We start from the raw sequence: 16,529 nt of genomic DNA, 5'->3' as shown, positions 1-16,529 counted from the left end.
GGCTTCATCATCGCTGAACTACTCTAGTGAGCATCATGGACGCGCGCCCTGGCATAGGCGCGGCAAGCTGTTTCCAGGCTTGTCGCACGGGCAATAAAAGGACCTTCGCATGACCACTACCACCTCCCTCTACAGCTGGCACGGCACCGACGCCAATGGCGCGCCGGTCAGTGGCCAAACGCCTGGGCCCAGCCCGGCCCATGTGCGTGCCGGGCTGATTCGCCAAGGCATCAACGTGGCCAGTTTGCGGCCGGCCAGCGGGCTTGGCCTCAAGCTGCCAAAGCGGCGGGAAAAAGCCGACCCGGCGGGTTTCAGCCGGCAGTTGGCGACCTTGCTCAAGGCCGGGGTGCCGCTGTTGCAGGCGTTCGAGGTGATGGGGCGCAGTGGCTGTGGTGCTGCTCTGGCTGCGCTGCTGGTTAGATTGAAACAGGATGTAGCTGCGGGCCTGGGGCTGGCGAATGCGTTGCAACGCCACACGGGCTGGTTCGATGCGCTGTACTGCAACCTGGTGCGGGTGGGCGAACAGTCGGGCACGCTGGACCGGCAGCTGGAGCAGCTGGCAAGCATGCTGGAACAGCGGCGGGCGCTGCAGAAGAAGGTGCGCAAGGCGATGGTCTACCCGTTGCTGCTGTTACTGACCGGGCTGGGCGTGTCGGCGGTGTTGTTGCTGGAGGTAATACCCAGGTTCGAGGACATGTTCGCGGGCATGGGCGCGCAATTGCCGGCATTTACCCAGTGGGTGATCGACTTGTCCACAGGGTTCGGCCAGTTTGCGCCGATGTTGCTGGCGCTGGGCCTGGTGCTAGGTTTTGCCGGGCGCCAGCTGTGCCGCCGGCATGCGCCTGCGCGGTTGTGGCTCGGGCGCCTGGTGTTGGGCTTGCCGGTATTCGGCACGCTGCTGGGGCAGGCGGCGTTGGCGCGCTTTGCGCGTAGCCTGGCAACCGCTTATGCGGCCGGGGTGCCCCTGCTGGATGCCCTGGGTACGGTGGCGCGGGTAACCGGGGGCCAGTTGCATGAACAGGCGGTGCTGCGCTTGCGCCAGGGTATGGCCAATGGGCAGGGGCTGAACCAGGCGATGGCGGGTGAGCCGCTGTTTCCACCCTTGCTGGTGCAACTGACGGCCATCGGTGAAGCCAGCGGCACGCTGGACACGATGCTGGAAAAAGCCGCCAGCCATTATGAGGAACAGGTCAGCCAGGCGCTGGACCAGTTGACCAGCTTGCTGGAGCCGGCCATCGTGCTGGTCCTGGGCTTGCTGGTGGGTGGCCTGGTAGTGGCGATGTACCTGCCGATCTTCCAGTTGGGTAGCTTGATCTGAACATGACTTTATGGACCTTGCTGGCTGAACAGCCGGCGTACTTCTACACCCTGGCGAGCGTGCTCGGCCTGCTGGTAGGCAGCTTTCTGAATGTGCTGGTGTACCGCCTGCCGATCATGCTGGAGCGCCAATGGCAGCGTGAAGCGCAGCAGGTTCTGGGGCTGCCGACTACGCAGCACCCGCGCTTCGACCTGTGCCTGCCCGCTTCGCGCTGCCCGCAGTGCGCACACCCGATTCGCCCGTGGCAAAACATTCCAGTGCTCAGCTACCTGGCCTTGCGTGGGCGCTGCTCTGCCTGCAAGGCCCGCATCAGCCCGCGTTACCCACTGGTGGAAGTGGCCAGTGCGCTGCTGTCGCTGCTGGTGGCCTGGCGTTTTGGTGCGTCAGCCGAGGCATTGCTGGCATTGCCGTTGACCTGGTGCCTGCTGGCCCTGAGCCTGATCGATGCCGATCACCAGCTGTTACCCGACGTACTGGTGCTGCCGATGCTGTGGCTGGGGCTGATCGTCAACGCCTTTGCGGTGTATGTGCCGCTGGGCAGTGCGGTATGGGGGGCGGTGGCGGGTTACCTCAGCCTGTGGTCGGTGTACTGGCTGTTCAAGCTGGTCACCGGCAAGGAAGGCATGGGTTATGGCGACTTCAAGCTGATGGCGCTGATCGGCGCTTGGGGTGGCTGGCAGGTGCTGCCGTTGACGCTGCTGTTGTCGTCGGTGGTCGGGGCGCTGGTGGGCCTGTGCTTGTTGCGTTTGCACCGGCACGCCCTGGGCACGGCGATGCCGTTTGGCCCTTATCTGGCCATTGCGGGGTGGATTGCCGTGCTCTGGGGTGATGAAATATACGCCTCTTACCTGCAACTGCTGGGATACTGATGACCACTGCGGCGTTTACCCCCTGGATTCTCGGCCTTACTGGCGGCATTGGCAGCGGCAAAAGCGCCGCCGCCGAGCGCTTCGTCGAGCTTGGCGTGCACTTGGTCGACGCCGACCAGGCTGCGCGCTGGGTAGTCGAGCCTGGCCGCCCGGCCCTGGCCAGCATTGTTGAGCGCTTTGGCGCGGGGGTGCTGCAGGCCGACGGCCAGCTCGACCGTGCCGCGCTGCGCCAGCTGATTTTCGCCGACCCCGCGCAGCGCAAATGGCTGGAGCAACTGCTGCACCCGCTGATCGGGCAAGAGATTTTCAGCTACCTGGCCAAGGCAGAGTCCCCGTATGCGATCTATGTGTCGCCGCTGCTGATCGAGTCGGGGCAGCACCACAAGACCCAGCGCGTGCTGGTGATCGATGCGCCGCAGGCGCTGCAAGTGGCGCGTACCCTGGCCCGGGACAACACCAGTACCGAGCAGGTGCAGGCGATCCTGAAGGCCCAGCTGGCCCGTGAGGAACGCTTGCGCCATGCCGACGATGTGGTGGTCAATGACGGCGACCTCGCCGCGCTGCATGAGCAGATTGACCGCCTGCACCACTTTTACCTGACTTTGAAAGGAGGCCAGCCATGAGCCAGCCATTGACCGTCGATTGCCCGACCTGTGGCGCACCTGTGGAATGGACCGAGAAAAGCGCGTTCCGGCCGTTCTGCTCGGACCGCTGCAAGCTGATCGACCTGGGTGCCTGGGCAGCGGAGGAACACAAGATTCCTGGGGCGCAGGAGTCCGAGGACGAGCTGTATTCAGGCGACCTGGAGTCGCGGCATTGAACTGACCCACCTGCCGGGCAGGCGGTGATGCACCGGCCTAGCCTGCGGGCTCAGTGCTCATCGTCCTTCCACGGCGCCTGCAAGTACCGGGTGCGGTTGAAGGTTTCCAGCCAGTCCGGGCAAAACACCACCAGCGCACTGATCACCATGCCGTTGATGAACGCTTCGGGGAACATCATCAGCCACAGGTAACCGACAAAGTCGCCAAGCCACTCTGGCAGCGCAAAGCGCCCGTCCAGCCACAATAGCCCCAGCGCCACCGGCACGCAGACCAGCACCGTGAGTGCGGCAGGGAAAAACCCTGAGCAGAAGATGTAAACGAACAGGTTCCGCGGTTGTGCCCGTTCCACCACAAGGGCGCACACCTCGGTGATCAGCACCGGCAAACCCACCAGCAACAGACCATTGACTCCCAACGCCGCCAGGTCCTGGCGCCCCAGCACCAGCAGGCCCAGCTGGGCCATGAAACCACCCAGCACGGCCAGTGGCCAGTCCAGCAACAGGGTAACCGCCGTCATGCCGATGAAGTGGTACGCCACGCCGGTATCGAAATCGCGCCTTACCAGCCACAACGCGAACAGGCAGAACACCGTGCCAAACAGCAGGTGCTGGCGGCGCCGGTCGGCAAGCAGTTCCACCCAGCGAACCTGGCTGGCGGCCCAGGCCAGCAGCGGCACGTAGCCCAGCCAGCCAAGGCTTAGGGTGGTGCCAGACAACACCTGTGCGCTGATCACCTGAACAATGCCCCTTGCCAGCCTGTGGATAAGGGCAGTGTACACGCAAACTTCGCGGCCCCTCTGCAGCGGATGGCCTGCGGCCGCATGCGTGCCTCTTGCTGTCATCGATTAACGGCTAAGCTTGTCTGCATGGATGACTCCGACTACCTGCGCCTGCTGACCATTCAGGCCGAACAAGCCAATGCCTTCCTCTCCAACGCCCGCAAGTGGGAGCGGGAGCGGTGGGTGTGTCAGCGCCTGTTGCAGGGGCTGAACATTTCCTACCGCAGCGAAGATTTCACCCCGGCCGGGCAAGAGCCGCCCGACGTGCTGTTCCGCGACGCCGCCTTCGAGGTGTTTTTCGTGCTCGACGAGGGCCGCCGGCTGAATGATGAATGGCGCGAGGAGCTGCAGCGCCGGCGCAGTGCATTTTCCCTGGCGCAACTGGTGCGCCGCGAAGCCCGCCCACGGCGCATCAGTGCCACCGAACTGCTCGGGCGGCTGGCACCCACCTTGCGCAAGAAGGCGCGCAACTATCGCGAGCGCGGGCTGGAGCTGAACGAGCTGGACATCATTGCGTTTTCCAGCCTCAAACGCGAGGTGCTGGACCTGAACACCCACTTCCCGCCGCCCACCGAATACCTGCGCCAGGGCTGGCGCTCGCTGTCGCTGGTCGGGCCAACCTTTGCCCGCGTGCTGTTCGCCCACCCCGATGCGCCGGATTTCCTGCGCAGCAACCTAGGGCGCAGCATCGTCTTCGACGTTGGCATCAGTCTTTGATCCAGTGCAGCGAGTGTTTGCGATGGCGTACACTCGGCGCCAGGGATAGAAAGCATTATCATTTGTTTCAAGCGCTTGCACGAACGCTGTAGCGTTTGTGCAGTCTCTTACGTCTACCTGACGAGGCCCTACCATGACCAGCCGCCTGAACCCGGAAGATCAGCGTCGTGTCGATGAGTATCTGCGAGCCCCCCAGCACCAAGTCGAGCGCCGGCCCTTCCGGCCATGGCTGCTCCTTGTGCTGGTGGTGGCCGTGACCATCGGGTTGGGCCTTGTCAGCCGCCTGCTGAGTGGACTGGTGCTATGAGCTGCCTTGCGCTCGCCCTCCCCTCGTGCAGTTTGCGGCCGCCCCCAAAGGGCAAGCATTCCGTAAACCTTATGAGATATCCCCATGACTCATCGCATCGTGATTGTCGGCGGCGGCGCCGGCGGCCTGGAACTGGCGACCCGCCTGGGTAAAACCCTGGGCAAGCGCAAGCAGGCCGACGTCACCCTGGTCGACACCAACCTCACGCATATCTGGAAGCCACTGCTGCACGAAGTGGCCGCCGGCTCGCTGAACTCCTCGGAAGACGAACTGAACTACGTGGCCCAGGCCAAGTGGAACCACTTCAACTTCCAGCTGGGGCGCATGAGCGGCCTGGACCGTGAAGGCAAGCAGATCCAACTGGCCGCCACCCTGGACGAAGAGGGGCGCGAGCTGTTGCCTGCGCGTACCCTGGGCTACGACACCCTGGTCATTGCCGTGGGCTCCAATACCAACGACTTCGGCACCCTGGGCGCGGCGCAGCACTGCCTGTTCCTGGACACCCGCAAGCAAGCCGAGCGCTTCCACCAGCAACTGCTCAACCACTACCTGCGTGCCCACGCCGGCGACGTGGCCAGCGAGAAAATCAGCGTAGCCATTGTGGGTGCAGGCGCCACCGGTGTAGAGCTGGCGGCCGAGCTGCACCACGCGGCCCACGAGCTGGCGGCCTATGGCCTGGACCGCATCCAGCCCAAGGACATGCACATCACCATCATCGAGGCCGGCCCGCGCGTTCTGCCGGCGCTACCCGAGCGCATCAGCGTACCGGTGCACAAGACCCTGGAAAAACTCGGGGTCAAGGTCATGACCAACGCCGCTGTCAGCGAAGTGACCGAGGACGGCCTGAAAACCAAGGACGGCGAGGTGATCCAGGCCAGTTTGAAGGTGTGGGCGGCCGGTATCCGTGCGCCCGGTTTCCTCAAGGACATCGATGGCCTGGAAACCAACCGCATCAACCAGCTGGTGGTACGCCCTACCCTGCAAACCACCCGCGACGACAACATTTTCGCCTTTGGCGACTGTGCGGCGTGCCCGCAGCCAGACAGCGACCGCAATGTACCGCCACGCGCGCAAGCGGCGCACCAGCAGGCGTCGATGCTGGCGCAAAGCCTTAAAGCGCGGCTGGAGAACAAGCCGCTGCCCACTTATGCCTACAAGGACTACGGCTCGCTGGTTTCTCTGTCGCGCTTCTCGGCGGTGGGCAACCTGATGGGTAACCTGATGGGCAGTGTGAAGCTGGAAGGCTGGCTGGCGCGGATGTTCTATGTGTCGCTGTACCGCATGCACCAGATGGCGTTGTACGGGTTCTTCCGTACGGCATTGATGATGTTGGGCAGCAAGATTGGCCGGGGTACCGAGCCGCGGTTGAAGTTGCACTGAAAAACTTGCAATAGAGGCTGCCTGTACGGGCCTTATCGTCAGCCAGCCTCACAGGGGCTGCAGCAGGCTCAAGGCCTTGGTTTGCCCCTTGTTGGATCAGGTTTACCTGCTCCAACAAGGCAAGGGGCATTTTCCCGAGGCAAAGAAAAAGGGCATCTCGTAGGAGATGCCCTTTTTTACATGGTGGGTCGTGTAGGATTCGAACCTACGACCAATTGGTTAAAAGCCAACTGCTCTACCAACTGAGCTAACGACCCAAAAATGGTCGGGGTGAGGGGATTCGAACTCCTGACATCCTGCTCCCAAAGCAGGCGCGCTACCGGACTGCGCTACACCCCGAGGTCTTTCAAAAAAAAGGGCATCTCTTTGAGATGCCCTTCTTTAAATGGTGGGTCGTGTAGGATTCGAACCTACGACCAATTGGTTAAAAGCCAACTGCTCTACCAACTGAGCTAACGACCCGGAAAATGGTCGGGGTGAGGGGATTCGAACTCCTGACATCCTGCTCCCAAAGCAGGCGCGCTACCGGACTGCGCTACACCCCGAGATGGCTCCGCGACCTGGACTCGAACCAGGGACCCAATGATTAACAGTCATTTGCTCTACCGACTGAGCTATCGCGGAACTGAACTTCGGTACTACTTTCCGATTTGCTACTCCGAAGAGTGTGTTCGCTTCGGACTCTTGAGCTTCGCTGCTTTCGCGTTGTAGCTGCTGAGGCCGGCTATTCTACATTCTTCGTTTTGCTTGTCAACCACTTTTTTTCATTCAACTTACTGATTTGTAAGTTGTTTTGCGACCATCGTTACTGCTGATGATTCGCTTAGTGCCTGACAACGCGGCGTATATTAGGGGCACTCGTTTTTTGATGCAAGCAAAAATTTCAAAAATTTCAGCGAGTTATCCAGGCAGGCTGGGAAAGCCCGGATTTGCTGGGGCGGTGCCGGCTTCTTCGCGGGTGAACCCGCTCCTACAGGGTTGTGCGCAGGCTTCAAGGCTGCAGGTAAATGTATGACCCGCTAACAGGCCAGCGCAGGCAGCCAGGCAAAAAAAGCCCCGCAAACGCGGGGCTCATGGTGAAGCAGGTCAGCCAAAGACGATTTCGTCGCCTTCCACCTTGGCAGTGATCGCGGTACCCGGCATGAACTTGCCTGCCAGGATCAATTGCGCCAGCGGGTTTTCGATCCAGCGCTGGATCGCTCGTTTCAGCGGGCGGGCACCGTAGACAGGGTCATAACCCACGGCGATCAGCTTGTCCAACGCTTCCGGGCTCAGGCTCAGCGACAACTCGCGCTCCAGCAGGCGGCTGCGCAGGCGGCCCAGCTGTATCTCGGTAATGCCGGCAATTTGCTCGCGGCCCAGCGGCTCGAATACCACCACTTCGTCGATACGGTTAATGAACTCCGGACGGAAGTGCGCCCCTACTGCATCCATCACTGCCGCACGCTGTGCCTCGCGGTCGCCGACCAGCTCCTGGATCTGTGCCGAGCCCAGGTTGGAGGTCATCACGATCACCGTATTGCGGAAGTCCACGGTGCGCCCGTGGCTGTCGGTCAGGCGGCCGTCTTCCAGCACCTGCAGCAACACGTTGAACACATCCGGGTGAGCCTTCTCCACCTCGTCCAGCAGCACCACCGAGTAGGGCTTGCGCCGTACCGCCTCGGTCAGGTAACCGCCCTCTTCGTACCCTACGTACCCGGGTGGCGCACCAATCAGGCGAGCCACGGAGTGTTTCTCCATGAACTCGGACATGTCGATGCGGACCATGGCCTCTTCGGTGTCAAACAGGAACTCGGCCAGTGCCTTGCACAGCTCGGTCTTGCCCACACCGGTAGGGCCCAGGAACAGGAACGAACCACTTGGCCGGTTGGGGTCGGACAACCCGGCACGTGAGCGGCGCACAGCGTTGGCCACGGCGGTTACCGCTTCGCCCTGCCCGATCACGCGCTGGTGCAGCAACGCTTCCATTTTCAGCAGTTTTTCGCGCTCGCCCTCCAGCATCTTGGATACCGGAATACCGGTCCACTTCGACACCACCTCGGCAATCTCTTCCTCGGTCACCTTGTTGCGCAGCAACTGGTTCTCGGTCTTGCCGTGCTGGTCGACCATCTGCAGGCTGCGCTCCAGGTCCGGGATAACCCCGTACTGCAGCTCGGCCATGCGGCTGAGGTCGCCCTTGCGGCGGGCAGCCTCCAGCTCCTGGCGGGCCTGCTCGATCTTTTGCTGGATCTGCGCCGAGCCCTGTACTTCGGCTTTCTCCGAAGCCCAGATTTCTTCCAGGTCGGAATACTCGCGCTCCAGCCGTTCGATTTCTTCGGTCAGCTTCTCCAGGCGCTTTTTCGCCGCCTCGTCTTCTTCCTTCTTCAGCGCCTGCGATTCCACTTTCAACTGGATCAGGCGGCGATCGAGGCGGTCGAGCACTTCCGGCTTGGAGTCGATCTCCATGCGGATGCGGCTGGCCGCTTCGTCGATCAGGTCAATGGCCTTGTCCGGCAACTGACGGTCGGTGATGTAGCGGTGGCTGAGTTTGGCCGCAGCGATAATGGCACCGTCGGTGATGGCCACCTTGTGGTGCACTTCATAGCGTTCTTTCAGGCCACGCAGGATGGCGATGGTGTCTTCTTCGCTCGGTTCCTCTACCAGCACTTTCTGGAAGCGGCGCTCCAGGGCGGCGTCTTTCTCGATGAACTGGCGGTACTCGTTCAGCGTAGTGGCGCCCACGCAGTGCAGTTCGCCACGGGCCAGGGCCGGCTTGAGCATGTTGCCTGCGTCCATGGCACCCTCGCCCTTGCCGGCGCCAACCATGGTGTGCAGTTCGTCGATGAACAGAATGATCTGGCCTTCCTGCTTGGACAGCTCGTTCAGCAGCCCTTTCAGGCGCTCCTCGAACTCACCGCGGTACTTGGCACCCGCAATCAGCGCGCCCATGTCCAGCGCCAGCAGGCGTTTGCCTTTCAGGCCGTCCGGCACTTCGCCATTGATGATGCGCTGGGCCAGGCCCTCGGCGATGGCGGTCTTGCCCACGCCGGGTTCGCCGATCAGCACCGGGTTATTCTTGGTACGGCGTTGCAGCACTTGGACCGTACGGCGGATTTCGTCGTCACGGCCAATGACCGGGTCCAGCTTGCCTTCTTCGGCACGCTTGGTCAGGTCGACGGTGTACTTGTCCAGCGCCTGGCGCGACTCTTCGGCGTTGGCGTCATTCACCGCCGCGCCACCGCGCAGGTTGTTGATGGCATTTTCCAGGGCCTTTTTGCTGACACCCTGGCTGAGCAGCAACTTGCCCAGCTTGCTGTTCTCATCCATGGCGGCCAGCAGCACCAGCTCGCTGGAAATGAACTGGTCGCCCTTTTGCTGGGCCAGGCGGTCGGCCTGGTTGAGCAGGCGCGCCAAGTCCTGCGACATGTTCACGTCGCCGGTGGGGTTCTGGATTTTCGGCAGCTGGTCGAGTTCTTTCACCAGTGCCTGGCGCAGGCTATTGATATCGAAGCCCACTTGCATCAGCAGTGGCTTGATCGAGCCGCCCTGCTGTTCGAGCAATGCCTGCAACAGGTGCACAGGCTCGATGGCAGGGTGGTCCATGCCTACGGCCAGGGATTGGGCATCGGATATTGCAAGTTGCAGCTTGCTGGTCAAACGGTCTATTCGCATGGTGTACCTTCCTTTAAAGGGCAGGTCGGAGCGATGGACAGCGCCTGTTTATAAAGAAACCTGCCTGAGATGCCTTTATAGATAAGGCTGATTCTGGAAGATTCAAGCGTAGCGGGGTTGACCGGGATCAACAGGTTGGATTAGCGCTTGGGGCAGGGGGTGCCCATCAAGGCTAGAGCGGCTGCAACCACACCAGCGAAGCGAAGCGGCCACCCTGCGGCGTACGGCGGTAAGAGAAAAACCGCTCGTCACTGACCGTGCACCAGCCACCGCCATAAACAGCCGATACCCCACGGGCCGCCAGGCGAATGCGCGCCAATTCGTAGATGTCTGCCATCAGCTTACCTGGCCGCCCGCCCTCGACAAAAGCCCGGGCCGCTGCAGGGTGCACGGCAGTAAAGGCATCGCGCACTTCCAGCCCCACTTCGAAGGCCTTGGGCCCGATCGCCGGCCCCAGCCACACCAGCGCCTCCTGGGGCGCCAGCGCCAGGCGGTCGAGGGTGGCTTCCAGCACGCCACCCGCCAGCCCGCGCCAGCCCGCATGCGCCGCCGCCACGCGGGTGCCCGCACGGTCACAGAACAGTACAGGCAGGCAGTCGGCCGTCATCACGGTGCAGGCAATGCCGGGCTGGCTGGTGCAGCTGGCATCGGCCTCGGCTACCACGGCCGGGTTGGCATCCGCCACCTCCAGCCCATGCACCTGCTTGAGCCAGGCTGGCTGGATGGCGAACTGCTCGCGCAGGCGGCGACGGTTTTCGGCAACCGCGGCAGGGTCATCCCCCACATGGTCACCCAGGTTGAACGTGGCGTAGGGCGGCAGGCTCACACCGCCCTGACGGGTGGTGACACAGGCGCGTACCGAGGCCGGGGCCGGCCAGTCGGGAAACAGCAGCGTCTGCGCCAGGTCACTCATCCGATGAAGCTCTCACGGTCCTGGTTGAGCAGCGACAGCAACCAGACGAAGTCGTCAGGCAGTGGCGACTCCCACTTCATGACCTCACCGGTGATCGGGTGGGCCAAGGCAAGGAACCGCGCGTGCAGCGCCTGGCGCGGGAAGCTTTTCACTGCCTCGACCATGGTTGGGCTGGCAGCCGGCGGAATGCGGAAGCGGCCACCGTAGGTCTGGTCGCCGACCAGCGGAAAGCCGACATGGGCCATGTGCACGCGGATCTGGTGGGTGCGGCCGGTTTCCAGCTTGACCCGTACATGGGTGTGCGAGCGGAAGCGCTTTAGCACCCGGTAGTGGCTGACGGCTGGCTTGCCGCCGTCGGTGACCGCCATGCGCTGGCGCATGCCGCCGTGGCGACCGATCGGGGCGTCGATCTTGCCACCGGCGGTGACCACCCCGATGACGATGCACTCATAAATGCGGCTGACCTTGCGCGCCTGCATCTGCTCGACCAGCTTGGTCTGCGCCTGCAGGGTCTTGGCGACCACCATCAGACCGGTGGTGTCCTTGTCCAGGCGGTGAACGATACCCGCACGCGGTACGTTGACGATGTCTGGCACGTGGTGCAGCAGCGCATTGAGCAGGGTGCCGCTGGCGTGCCCGGCAGCCGGGTGCACGACCAGCCCGGCGGGCTTGTTGATGACCATGATGTGGTCGTCTTCGTAGACGATATCCAGTTCGATATCTTCTGCTACCCACTCACCCTGGGCTTCCTGTTCGGCCTGCAGGGCAAGCTGGGAGCCACCGTGAACGAGGTCGCGAGGGCGCACGACGGCACCATCGACCGTCAGGCGGCCCTCTTTGATCCACGAAGTTAGCCGCGAACGCGAGTACTCGGCGAACAATTGGGCGGCGACCTGGTCGAGGCGTTGGCCGCCCAATTCGGACGGGACCTCTGCGCTAAGTTGAATGATCTCGGACATGCTCGATTCGGCGGGCGCACAGCCTTTGGTTTCGGCTGCGAGCTTGTGGTTAAATACGGCTTCTTTTGTCCCGGGGTTGGCCGGGGCGCTCATCATAACAGGACGGCACCGCCCAAAACAGCGGCCGTCAAAGGGACGCAAGCCGCCATGCAAGTGAAACACCTGCTGCTGATCGCCATCCTTGGGCTCACCGCGGCCTGTTCCTCGAATAAGGAAGTCATCGACGAGAACCTCAGCGAGGCCGAGCTGTACCAGCAGGCCCAGGCTGATCTGGACAACTCCAGCTACACCAGCGCCGTGAACAAGCTCAAGGCCCTGGAGTCGCGCTACCCGTTCGGCCGTTATGCCGACCAGGCGCAGCTCGAGCTGATCTACGCCAACTACAAGAACGCCGAGCCCGAGGCGGCCAAGTCGGCTGCCGAGCGCTTCATTCGCCTGCACCCGCAGCACCCGAACGTGGACTACGCCTACTACCTCAAGGGCCTGACCTCGTTCGACCAGGACCGTGGCCTGCTGGCGCGCTTCCTGCCGCTGGACATGACCAAGCGTGACCCGGGTGCTGCACGCGACTCGTACAACGAGTTCGCCCAACTGACCAGCCGCTTCCCCAACAGCCGCTACGCGCCCGATGCCAAGCAGCGCATGATCTACCTGCGCAACCTGCTGGCGTCGTACGAAATCCACGTGGCCGACTATTACCTGAGCCGCCAGGCTTACGTAGCTGCCGCCAACCGTGGCCGCTACGTGGTCGAGAACTTCCAGGAAACCCCCTCGGTCGGCGACGGCCTGGCAGTAATGGTCGAGTCGTACCAGAAGATGCACCTGGACGAACTGGCCGCCACCAGCCTGGAAACCCTCAAGCTCAACTACCCAGACCACCCGAGCCTGGTCGATGGCGAGTTCCAGCCCAAGCAGACCGAGTCTGACGGCCGCGGCTGGCTGTCCAAGGCCACCCTGGGCCTGATCGAGACCGACACGCCGCTGCCGCCGGGCGAAACCCGCGCCAACCAGGACGTGGTCAAGCAGTTCCAGGACGCGCGCGACGAGATGCCGCAAGAGCTGCTGCCAAAAGATGAAAACGGCGACCCGATCGTGCCCGAGGGCCCGAAAGAGGCCGAGAAAGACCGGTCCTGGTTCAGCTACATGACCTTTGGTCTGTTCGATTGACCGACCGCGGTAAATGAAAGGGAGGCCTTGCGTTACTGGGGCTGCTTTGCAGCCCTTCGCGGGCATGCCCGCTCCCACACGTTTGGCGCTGAACTCAAGAGATGCGCGATCCCCTGTGGGAGCGGGCGTGCCCGCGAAGGGTCGCAAAGCGGCCCCAAATGACTTAACTGACTGGCATTAGGCCTTGGGCCTCCCTTTTTTATTGGCTGCATCCTAGACTGACGGCTTCTTCAATCAACAAGCTGGACACCATGGTTCGCCTACTTTTCTGGATCGCCCTGATCGCCGCCGCGTTCTGGCTGTGGCGCAAATTCAAAATCAGCCAGCAGTCGCGCCCCGAAGCCAAGCTCGATGCGCCGCTGAAGATGGTGCGCTGCGCCCGTTGCGGCGTGCACCTGCCCAACGATCGGGCGCTGCGGCAGGGCAATGAGTGGTATTGCAGCCAGGCCCACCTGCAGCAAGGTCCTGGCCGCCAAGGCTAAGCAAAGAGCCCTGTGAGAGCGGGTTTACCCGCACCCACAGGGGCTGCAGTCAATTCACCGCTTCACATATCCCTCCCCGACCCTTTCACACCAAATACGACCCCCTCCCCTCCTCCAGCATTGACCCACCCCGGCAAAACTCGCTAAATCCTATTTATCCGCATAAATATGAAAAATAGCGAAATGCTCAAACCCAAACGCAAGCGCCAAAAGCTGTCGGATGTGATCGTCGAATCGGTCAAGCGCTCGATCGTCACCGAAGCGCTGCACCCCGGCGACCGCCTGCCCACCGAGCGTGAGCTGATGGAACACTTCGAGTGCTCCAAGGGCACTGCCCGCGAGGCACTCAAGGCACTTGAGGTAGAAGGCCTGGTCAGCACCCGCACCGGCCCTGCCGGGGGTGCCTACCTGGCCGAGGTGGGCATCGAGCCCGCCAGCCGAGCGCTGCGCAACTACCTGCACTTTCAGCACCTGGACGGCGAGCAGGTGTACCAACTGCGCAAAGTCATCGAGGTCGAGTTGGCAGTGTCGGTAATGGGCCAGCTGAGCGAAGCGGACTATGCCGCGCTTGAGGCCAACATCGACTTCTGCAGTGCGCCGGAAGACAGCGAAGAGGGCCAGCGCGAACAGCGCCTGGCAGAGCTGGAGTTCCACACCCTGCTGGCCCACCGCTGCCCCAACCCGTTGCTGCGCTTCATGGCGGTGTTCCTCAACGACCTGCTGCGCGACCTGGTGGTGCTGAAAAAGGCCTACCTGCCCAAGCGCCAGCAGTTCGCCGCAGCCAACATCGACTACCACAAACAACTGCTCAGCGCCCTGCGCGCCAGTGACGAGCCCAGCGTACGCCGGCTGATGCACGAGCACATGTGCGACGCCGAACACCACATGACCGCACTGGAGGGCGAGGTCGCCCGCCACTTCCTGCTGGAGTTCAACCACCACCACTGATCCGCCTGGAAAGAGGCCTGCTCACAGGCCCGGCCGTACCCGCTTTGTCATTGCCACTCCTGCCTAATAACCACAACCAAGGAGTTACTCATGCAAAGACGTACCCTGCTCAAGGCAGGCCTTGCCCTGGGTGCCTTCGGTAGCCTCCCCTTGGGAGCACACCGGGCATTCGCCGATCAACCGTTGACCTTCTATGGGCTCAAGTCCATGTCGGGTGCCTTCGCCAGCTACGGCAAGTACGCCGACATGGGCTCGCGCCTGGCCATCGCCGAATACCCGCAGTTGCTGGGGCGCCCGCTCAAGTACAAAGTCATCGACACCGAAGGCAACGCCGGCAAGGCCGTGCGCAAGGTCCAGGAGGCCATTGGCCAGGATGGCGCCCGTTTCTTCCAGGGCTGCACCTTGTCGTCTTCCGCGCTGGCGGTTTCCAAGGAAATACACAAGGCCGGTGGCGTGTTCATGACCCCGGTGGGCGCCGACGAAATCACCGGCAAGGATTGCAACGCCTCGACCTTCCGCTGGTCGGTGCCGACTTACGGCGCCATCCGCGAAACCCTGGTGCCGATGATTCGCCAACTCCCGCAGGCCAAGCGCTGGTACACCATCACCCCACAATACGTGTTCGGTGACGCGCTGCTGGACAACGCCCGCAAAGTCTTCGCCGAGCAGGGCGTGGAACATATCGGCAACAGCTATCACTCGCTGCAAGAGCAGGAATTCTCGGGTTACCTCACCAATGCCATCGCGGCCAAACCCGACGTGCTGGTGCTGCTCAACTTCGGCAGCCAGGCCTCCAACGCGCTGCGCCAGGCGGTCAACTTCGGCATCAAGGACCGTATGAAAGTGCTGATGGTGTGGTCAGCCGGCCTTGACCAGTTCCAGGAGCTGGGCAGCGACGTGCTCGAAGGCGTGTACCTGGGCGCGCAGTACTGGCACCAGGTGGATACGCCGCTGAACCAGCAACTGGTTGCCGCCACCCGCAAGGCCTACGGCATCAACCCCAACTACCCGCTGGCCGCCGACTATATCGGCACCAAGGTCATGCTCGAAGCCATCGTCAAGGCCGGTAGCCTGGACGGTGCCGCCGTCTCTGCAGCACTGCAGGGCATGCGTTTCCAGGGGCCGACCGGCGACGAGCTGATCCGCCCGGGCGACCACCAGGTGCTCAAGGATTACTACCTGCTGCGCGGCAAGCCCCAAGGGCAGATGCGCGACGAAGACGACTTGGCCGAAGTCATCAGCTCGGGCCGCTCGTTCGTCGAGCCCGACCACACCGGTTGCGCCTTGGCCTGAAGCCGCGGCGTTAGTCACTCACACTCGTACAGGCAGCCGCGCCGCGCGCTGTCGAGGGCACGCTCATGCTCGATTTGTACCTGTTCCAACTGCTCAACGGCCTGGGCCTGGGGATGATCTACTTCCTCATCGCCGTAGGCCTGACGATCATTTTCGGCTTGCTCAATTTCGTCAACTTCGCCCATGGTGCGTTCTTTCTGCTTGGCGCCTACCTGTGCTACACCGCCGTGGCCATCACCGGCAGCTTCTGGCTGGCGCTGCTGATCGCCCCCCTGGTGGTGGCCGCCCTGGCCTGGGCGGTCGAGCGCCTGCTGATCAAACGCATCTATCACCTGCCACACACCTTCCAGATCCTCGTCACCCTTGGCATCGCCCTGATCATCCAGGAAGCCTCGGTGCTGATCTGGGGCCCCGTGGGCAAGAACATCGCCGTGCCGCCCGAGCTGCGCGGGGTGTTGATCCTGGGTGATTTCATCTACCCGTACTACCGCCTGTTCCTGATCGGTTTCGCCGCACTGATCGGCGTTGGCCTGTGGCTGCTGCTGGAGCGCACCCGCTTCGGCGCCCTGGTGCGGGCCGGCAGCGAGAGCACCGAAACCGTGTCGCTGCTGGGTACCAATATCTTCCGCCTGTTCTCCCTGACATTCGCCTTGGGCGTAGGCCTGGCCGGCGTGGCCGGTGTGCTGTTCGCGCCGCTGCGCGGGGCCCAGCCCTTCGTCGGCCCGGAAATCCTCGGCATCGCCTTCGTGGTGGTGGTGATCGGCGGCATGGGCTCTTTTGGCGGTGCGCTGGTCGGCGGCCTGTTGGTGGGTGTGGTGCAAAGCATGATGACCAGCCTGTGGCCACAAGGCGCCAGCCTGATGATCTACGGCGCCATGGCGGCGGTGATCCTGGTGCGTCCGTATGGCCTGTTCGGGAGAGCCTGA

At 62.8% G+C, this 16,529-nt stretch carries 16 protein-coding genes and 5 tRNA genes; 12 read left to right on the top strand and 9 right to left on the bottom strand.

All coding sequences use genetic code 11. The features are described 5' to 3' along the window. The first annotated feature begins 109 nt into the window (after nucleotides 1-109). From ACF8SD_RS24125 to yacG, 4 genes are read left to right on the top strand one after another with little or no spacing between them, the layout of a single operon-like run. Nucleotides 110-1,318: a type II secretion system F family protein gene (locus ACF8SD_RS24125; RefSeq protein ID WP_392485054.1), complete on the top strand. Its 1,209-nt coding sequence runs from the start codon at nucleotides 110-112 to the stop codon at nucleotides 1,316-1,318. Between the two features lie 2 nt (nucleotides 1,319-1,320). After that, nucleotides 1,321-2,187: a prepilin peptidase gene (locus tag ACF8SD_RS24120; RefSeq protein WP_392485052.1), complete on the top strand. Its 867-nt coding sequence runs from the start codon at nucleotides 1,321-1,323 to the stop codon at nucleotides 2,185-2,187. Continuing rightward, entirely contained in the window at nucleotides 2,187-2,810 is a 624-nt protein-coding gene (gene coaE / locus ACF8SD_RS24115; RefSeq protein WP_110679436.1) for a dephospho-CoA kinase, read from the top strand. Before ACF8SD_RS24120 ends, coaE begins: the two co-directional genes overlap by 1 nt. Continuing rightward, a complete protein-coding gene (gene yacG, locus ACF8SD_RS24110) occupies nucleotides 2,807-3,007 on the top strand; it encodes a DNA gyrase inhibitor YacG (protein ID WP_009683001.1) in 201 nt (66 codons plus the stop codon). Before coaE ends, yacG begins: the two co-directional genes overlap by 4 nt. Before the next feature lie 50 nt (nucleotides 3,008-3,057). On the opposite strand, the gene ACF8SD_RS24105 is transcribed toward yacG, so the two are convergent. Further along, on the bottom strand, nucleotides 3,058-3,741 hold the full coding sequence (locus ACF8SD_RS24105; protein WP_054903879.1) for an energy-coupling factor ABC transporter permease: 684 nt from the start codon (nucleotides 3,739-3,741) through the stop codon (nucleotides 3,058-3,060). A gap of 132 nt (nucleotides 3,742-3,873) precedes the next feature. Here ACF8SD_RS24105 and ACF8SD_RS24100 point away from each other — a divergent pair, with 132 nt between their 5' ends. From ACF8SD_RS24100 to ACF8SD_RS24090, 3 genes are all read left to right on the top strand, one after another. Then, the gene (locus ACF8SD_RS24100) at nucleotides 3,874-4,503 is read left to right on the top strand and encodes a DUF1780 domain-containing protein (protein WP_173887522.1); all 630 of its coding nucleotides are present in this window, start codon (nucleotides 3,874-3,876) and stop codon (nucleotides 4,501-4,503) included. 133 nt (nucleotides 4,504-4,636) lie between these two features. Then, the gene (locus tag ACF8SD_RS24095; protein ID WP_033744188.1) at nucleotides 4,637-4,810 is read left to right on the top strand and encodes a DUF3094 family protein; all 174 of its coding nucleotides are present in this window, start codon (nucleotides 4,637-4,639) and stop codon (nucleotides 4,808-4,810) included. 84 nt (nucleotides 4,811-4,894) lie between these two features. Beyond that, on the top strand, nucleotides 4,895-6,190 hold the full coding sequence (locus ACF8SD_RS24090; RefSeq protein ID WP_009683004.1) for an NAD(P)/FAD-dependent oxidoreductase: 1,296 nt from the start codon (nucleotides 4,895-4,897) through the stop codon (nucleotides 6,188-6,190). 181 nt (nucleotides 6,191-6,371) lie between these two features. Here ACF8SD_RS24090 and ACF8SD_RS24085 read toward each other — a convergent pair. The 8 genes from ACF8SD_RS24085 to rluD form a co-directional block, all read right to left on the bottom strand. Then, nucleotides 6,372-6,447 (bottom strand) — tRNA-Lys (locus ACF8SD_RS24085). A gap of 5 nt (nucleotides 6,448-6,452) precedes the next feature. Beyond that, nucleotides 6,453-6,529, bottom strand: a tRNA-Pro gene (locus ACF8SD_RS24080). Nucleotides 6,530-6,576: 47 nt separating this feature from the next. Further along, nucleotides 6,577-6,652 (bottom strand) — tRNA-Lys (locus ACF8SD_RS24075). A gap of 6 nt (nucleotides 6,653-6,658) precedes the next feature. Next, a tRNA-Pro gene (locus ACF8SD_RS24070) sits at nucleotides 6,659-6,735 on the bottom strand. Nucleotides 6,736-6,738: 3 nt separating this feature from the next. Then, a tRNA-Asn gene (locus ACF8SD_RS24065) sits at nucleotides 6,739-6,814 on the bottom strand. Between the two features lie 462 nt (nucleotides 6,815-7,276). Beyond that, the gene (gene clpB / locus ACF8SD_RS24060) at nucleotides 7,277-9,841 is read right to left on the bottom strand and encodes an ATP-dependent chaperone ClpB (protein ID WP_009683005.1); all 2,565 of its coding nucleotides are present in this window, start codon (nucleotides 9,839-9,841) and stop codon (nucleotides 7,277-7,279) included. A 172-nt stretch (nucleotides 9,842-10,013) separates the two neighbouring features. Next, nucleotides 10,014-10,754 carry a peptidoglycan editing factor PgeF gene (gene pgeF, locus ACF8SD_RS24055; protein ID WP_173887521.1) on the bottom strand — a complete coding sequence of 247 codons (741 nt, stop codon included), beginning with the start codon at nucleotides 10,752-10,754 and terminating at the stop codon, nucleotides 10,014-10,016. Beyond that, on the bottom strand, nucleotides 10,751-11,713 hold the full coding sequence (gene rluD / locus ACF8SD_RS24050; RefSeq protein ID WP_009683007.1) for a 23S rRNA pseudouridine(1911/1915/1917) synthase RluD: 963 nt from the start codon (nucleotides 11,711-11,713) through the stop codon (nucleotides 10,751-10,753). Before rluD ends, pgeF begins: the two co-directional genes overlap by 4 nt. A 147-nt stretch (nucleotides 11,714-11,860) precedes the next feature. Here rluD and ACF8SD_RS24045 point away from each other — a divergent pair, with 147 nt between their 5' ends. The 5 genes from ACF8SD_RS24045 to ACF8SD_RS24025 all read left to right on the top strand — a co-directional run bounded on the left by ACF8SD_RS24045 (nucleotide 11,861) and on the right by ACF8SD_RS24025 (nucleotide 16,529). Then, complete coding sequence (locus ACF8SD_RS24045) at nucleotides 11,861-12,880, top strand: outer membrane protein assembly factor BamD (RefSeq protein WP_009683008.1); 1,020 nt, start codon at nucleotides 11,861-11,863, stop codon at nucleotides 12,878-12,880. Between the two features lie 251 nt (nucleotides 12,881-13,131). Then, nucleotides 13,132-13,362, top strand: coding sequence for a PP0621 family protein (locus ACF8SD_RS24040; protein ID WP_173887520.1), 231 nt, complete (start codon nucleotides 13,132-13,134; stop codon nucleotides 13,360-13,362). A 183-nt stretch (nucleotides 13,363-13,545) separates the two neighbouring features. Next, nucleotides 13,546-14,310, top strand: a complete 765-nt coding sequence (locus tag ACF8SD_RS24035; RefSeq protein WP_173887519.1) for a FadR/GntR family transcriptional regulator — start codon at nucleotides 13,546-13,548, stop codon at nucleotides 14,308-14,310. 90 nt (nucleotides 14,311-14,400) lie between these two features. Next, complete coding sequence (locus tag ACF8SD_RS24030; protein ID WP_009683011.1) at nucleotides 14,401-15,603, top strand: ABC transporter substrate-binding protein; 1,203 nt, start codon at nucleotides 14,401-14,403, stop codon at nucleotides 15,601-15,603. A 65-nt stretch (nucleotides 15,604-15,668) separates the two neighbouring features. Further along, nucleotides 15,669-16,529 (top strand): branched-chain amino acid ABC transporter permease, encoded by an 861-nt coding sequence (locus tag ACF8SD_RS24025; RefSeq protein ID WP_029887332.1) that lies wholly within the window; start codon nucleotides 15,669-15,671, stop codon nucleotides 16,527-16,529.

Origin of the sequence: Pseudomonas sp. CJQ_9 (assembly GCF_043106615.1) — a bacterium.
GTDB classification, from domain to species: domain Bacteria; phylum Pseudomonadota; class Gammaproteobacteria; order Pseudomonadales; family Pseudomonadaceae; genus Aquipseudomonas; species Aquipseudomonas juntendi.
This window is presented reverse-complemented; position numbering and strand designations above follow the sequence as displayed.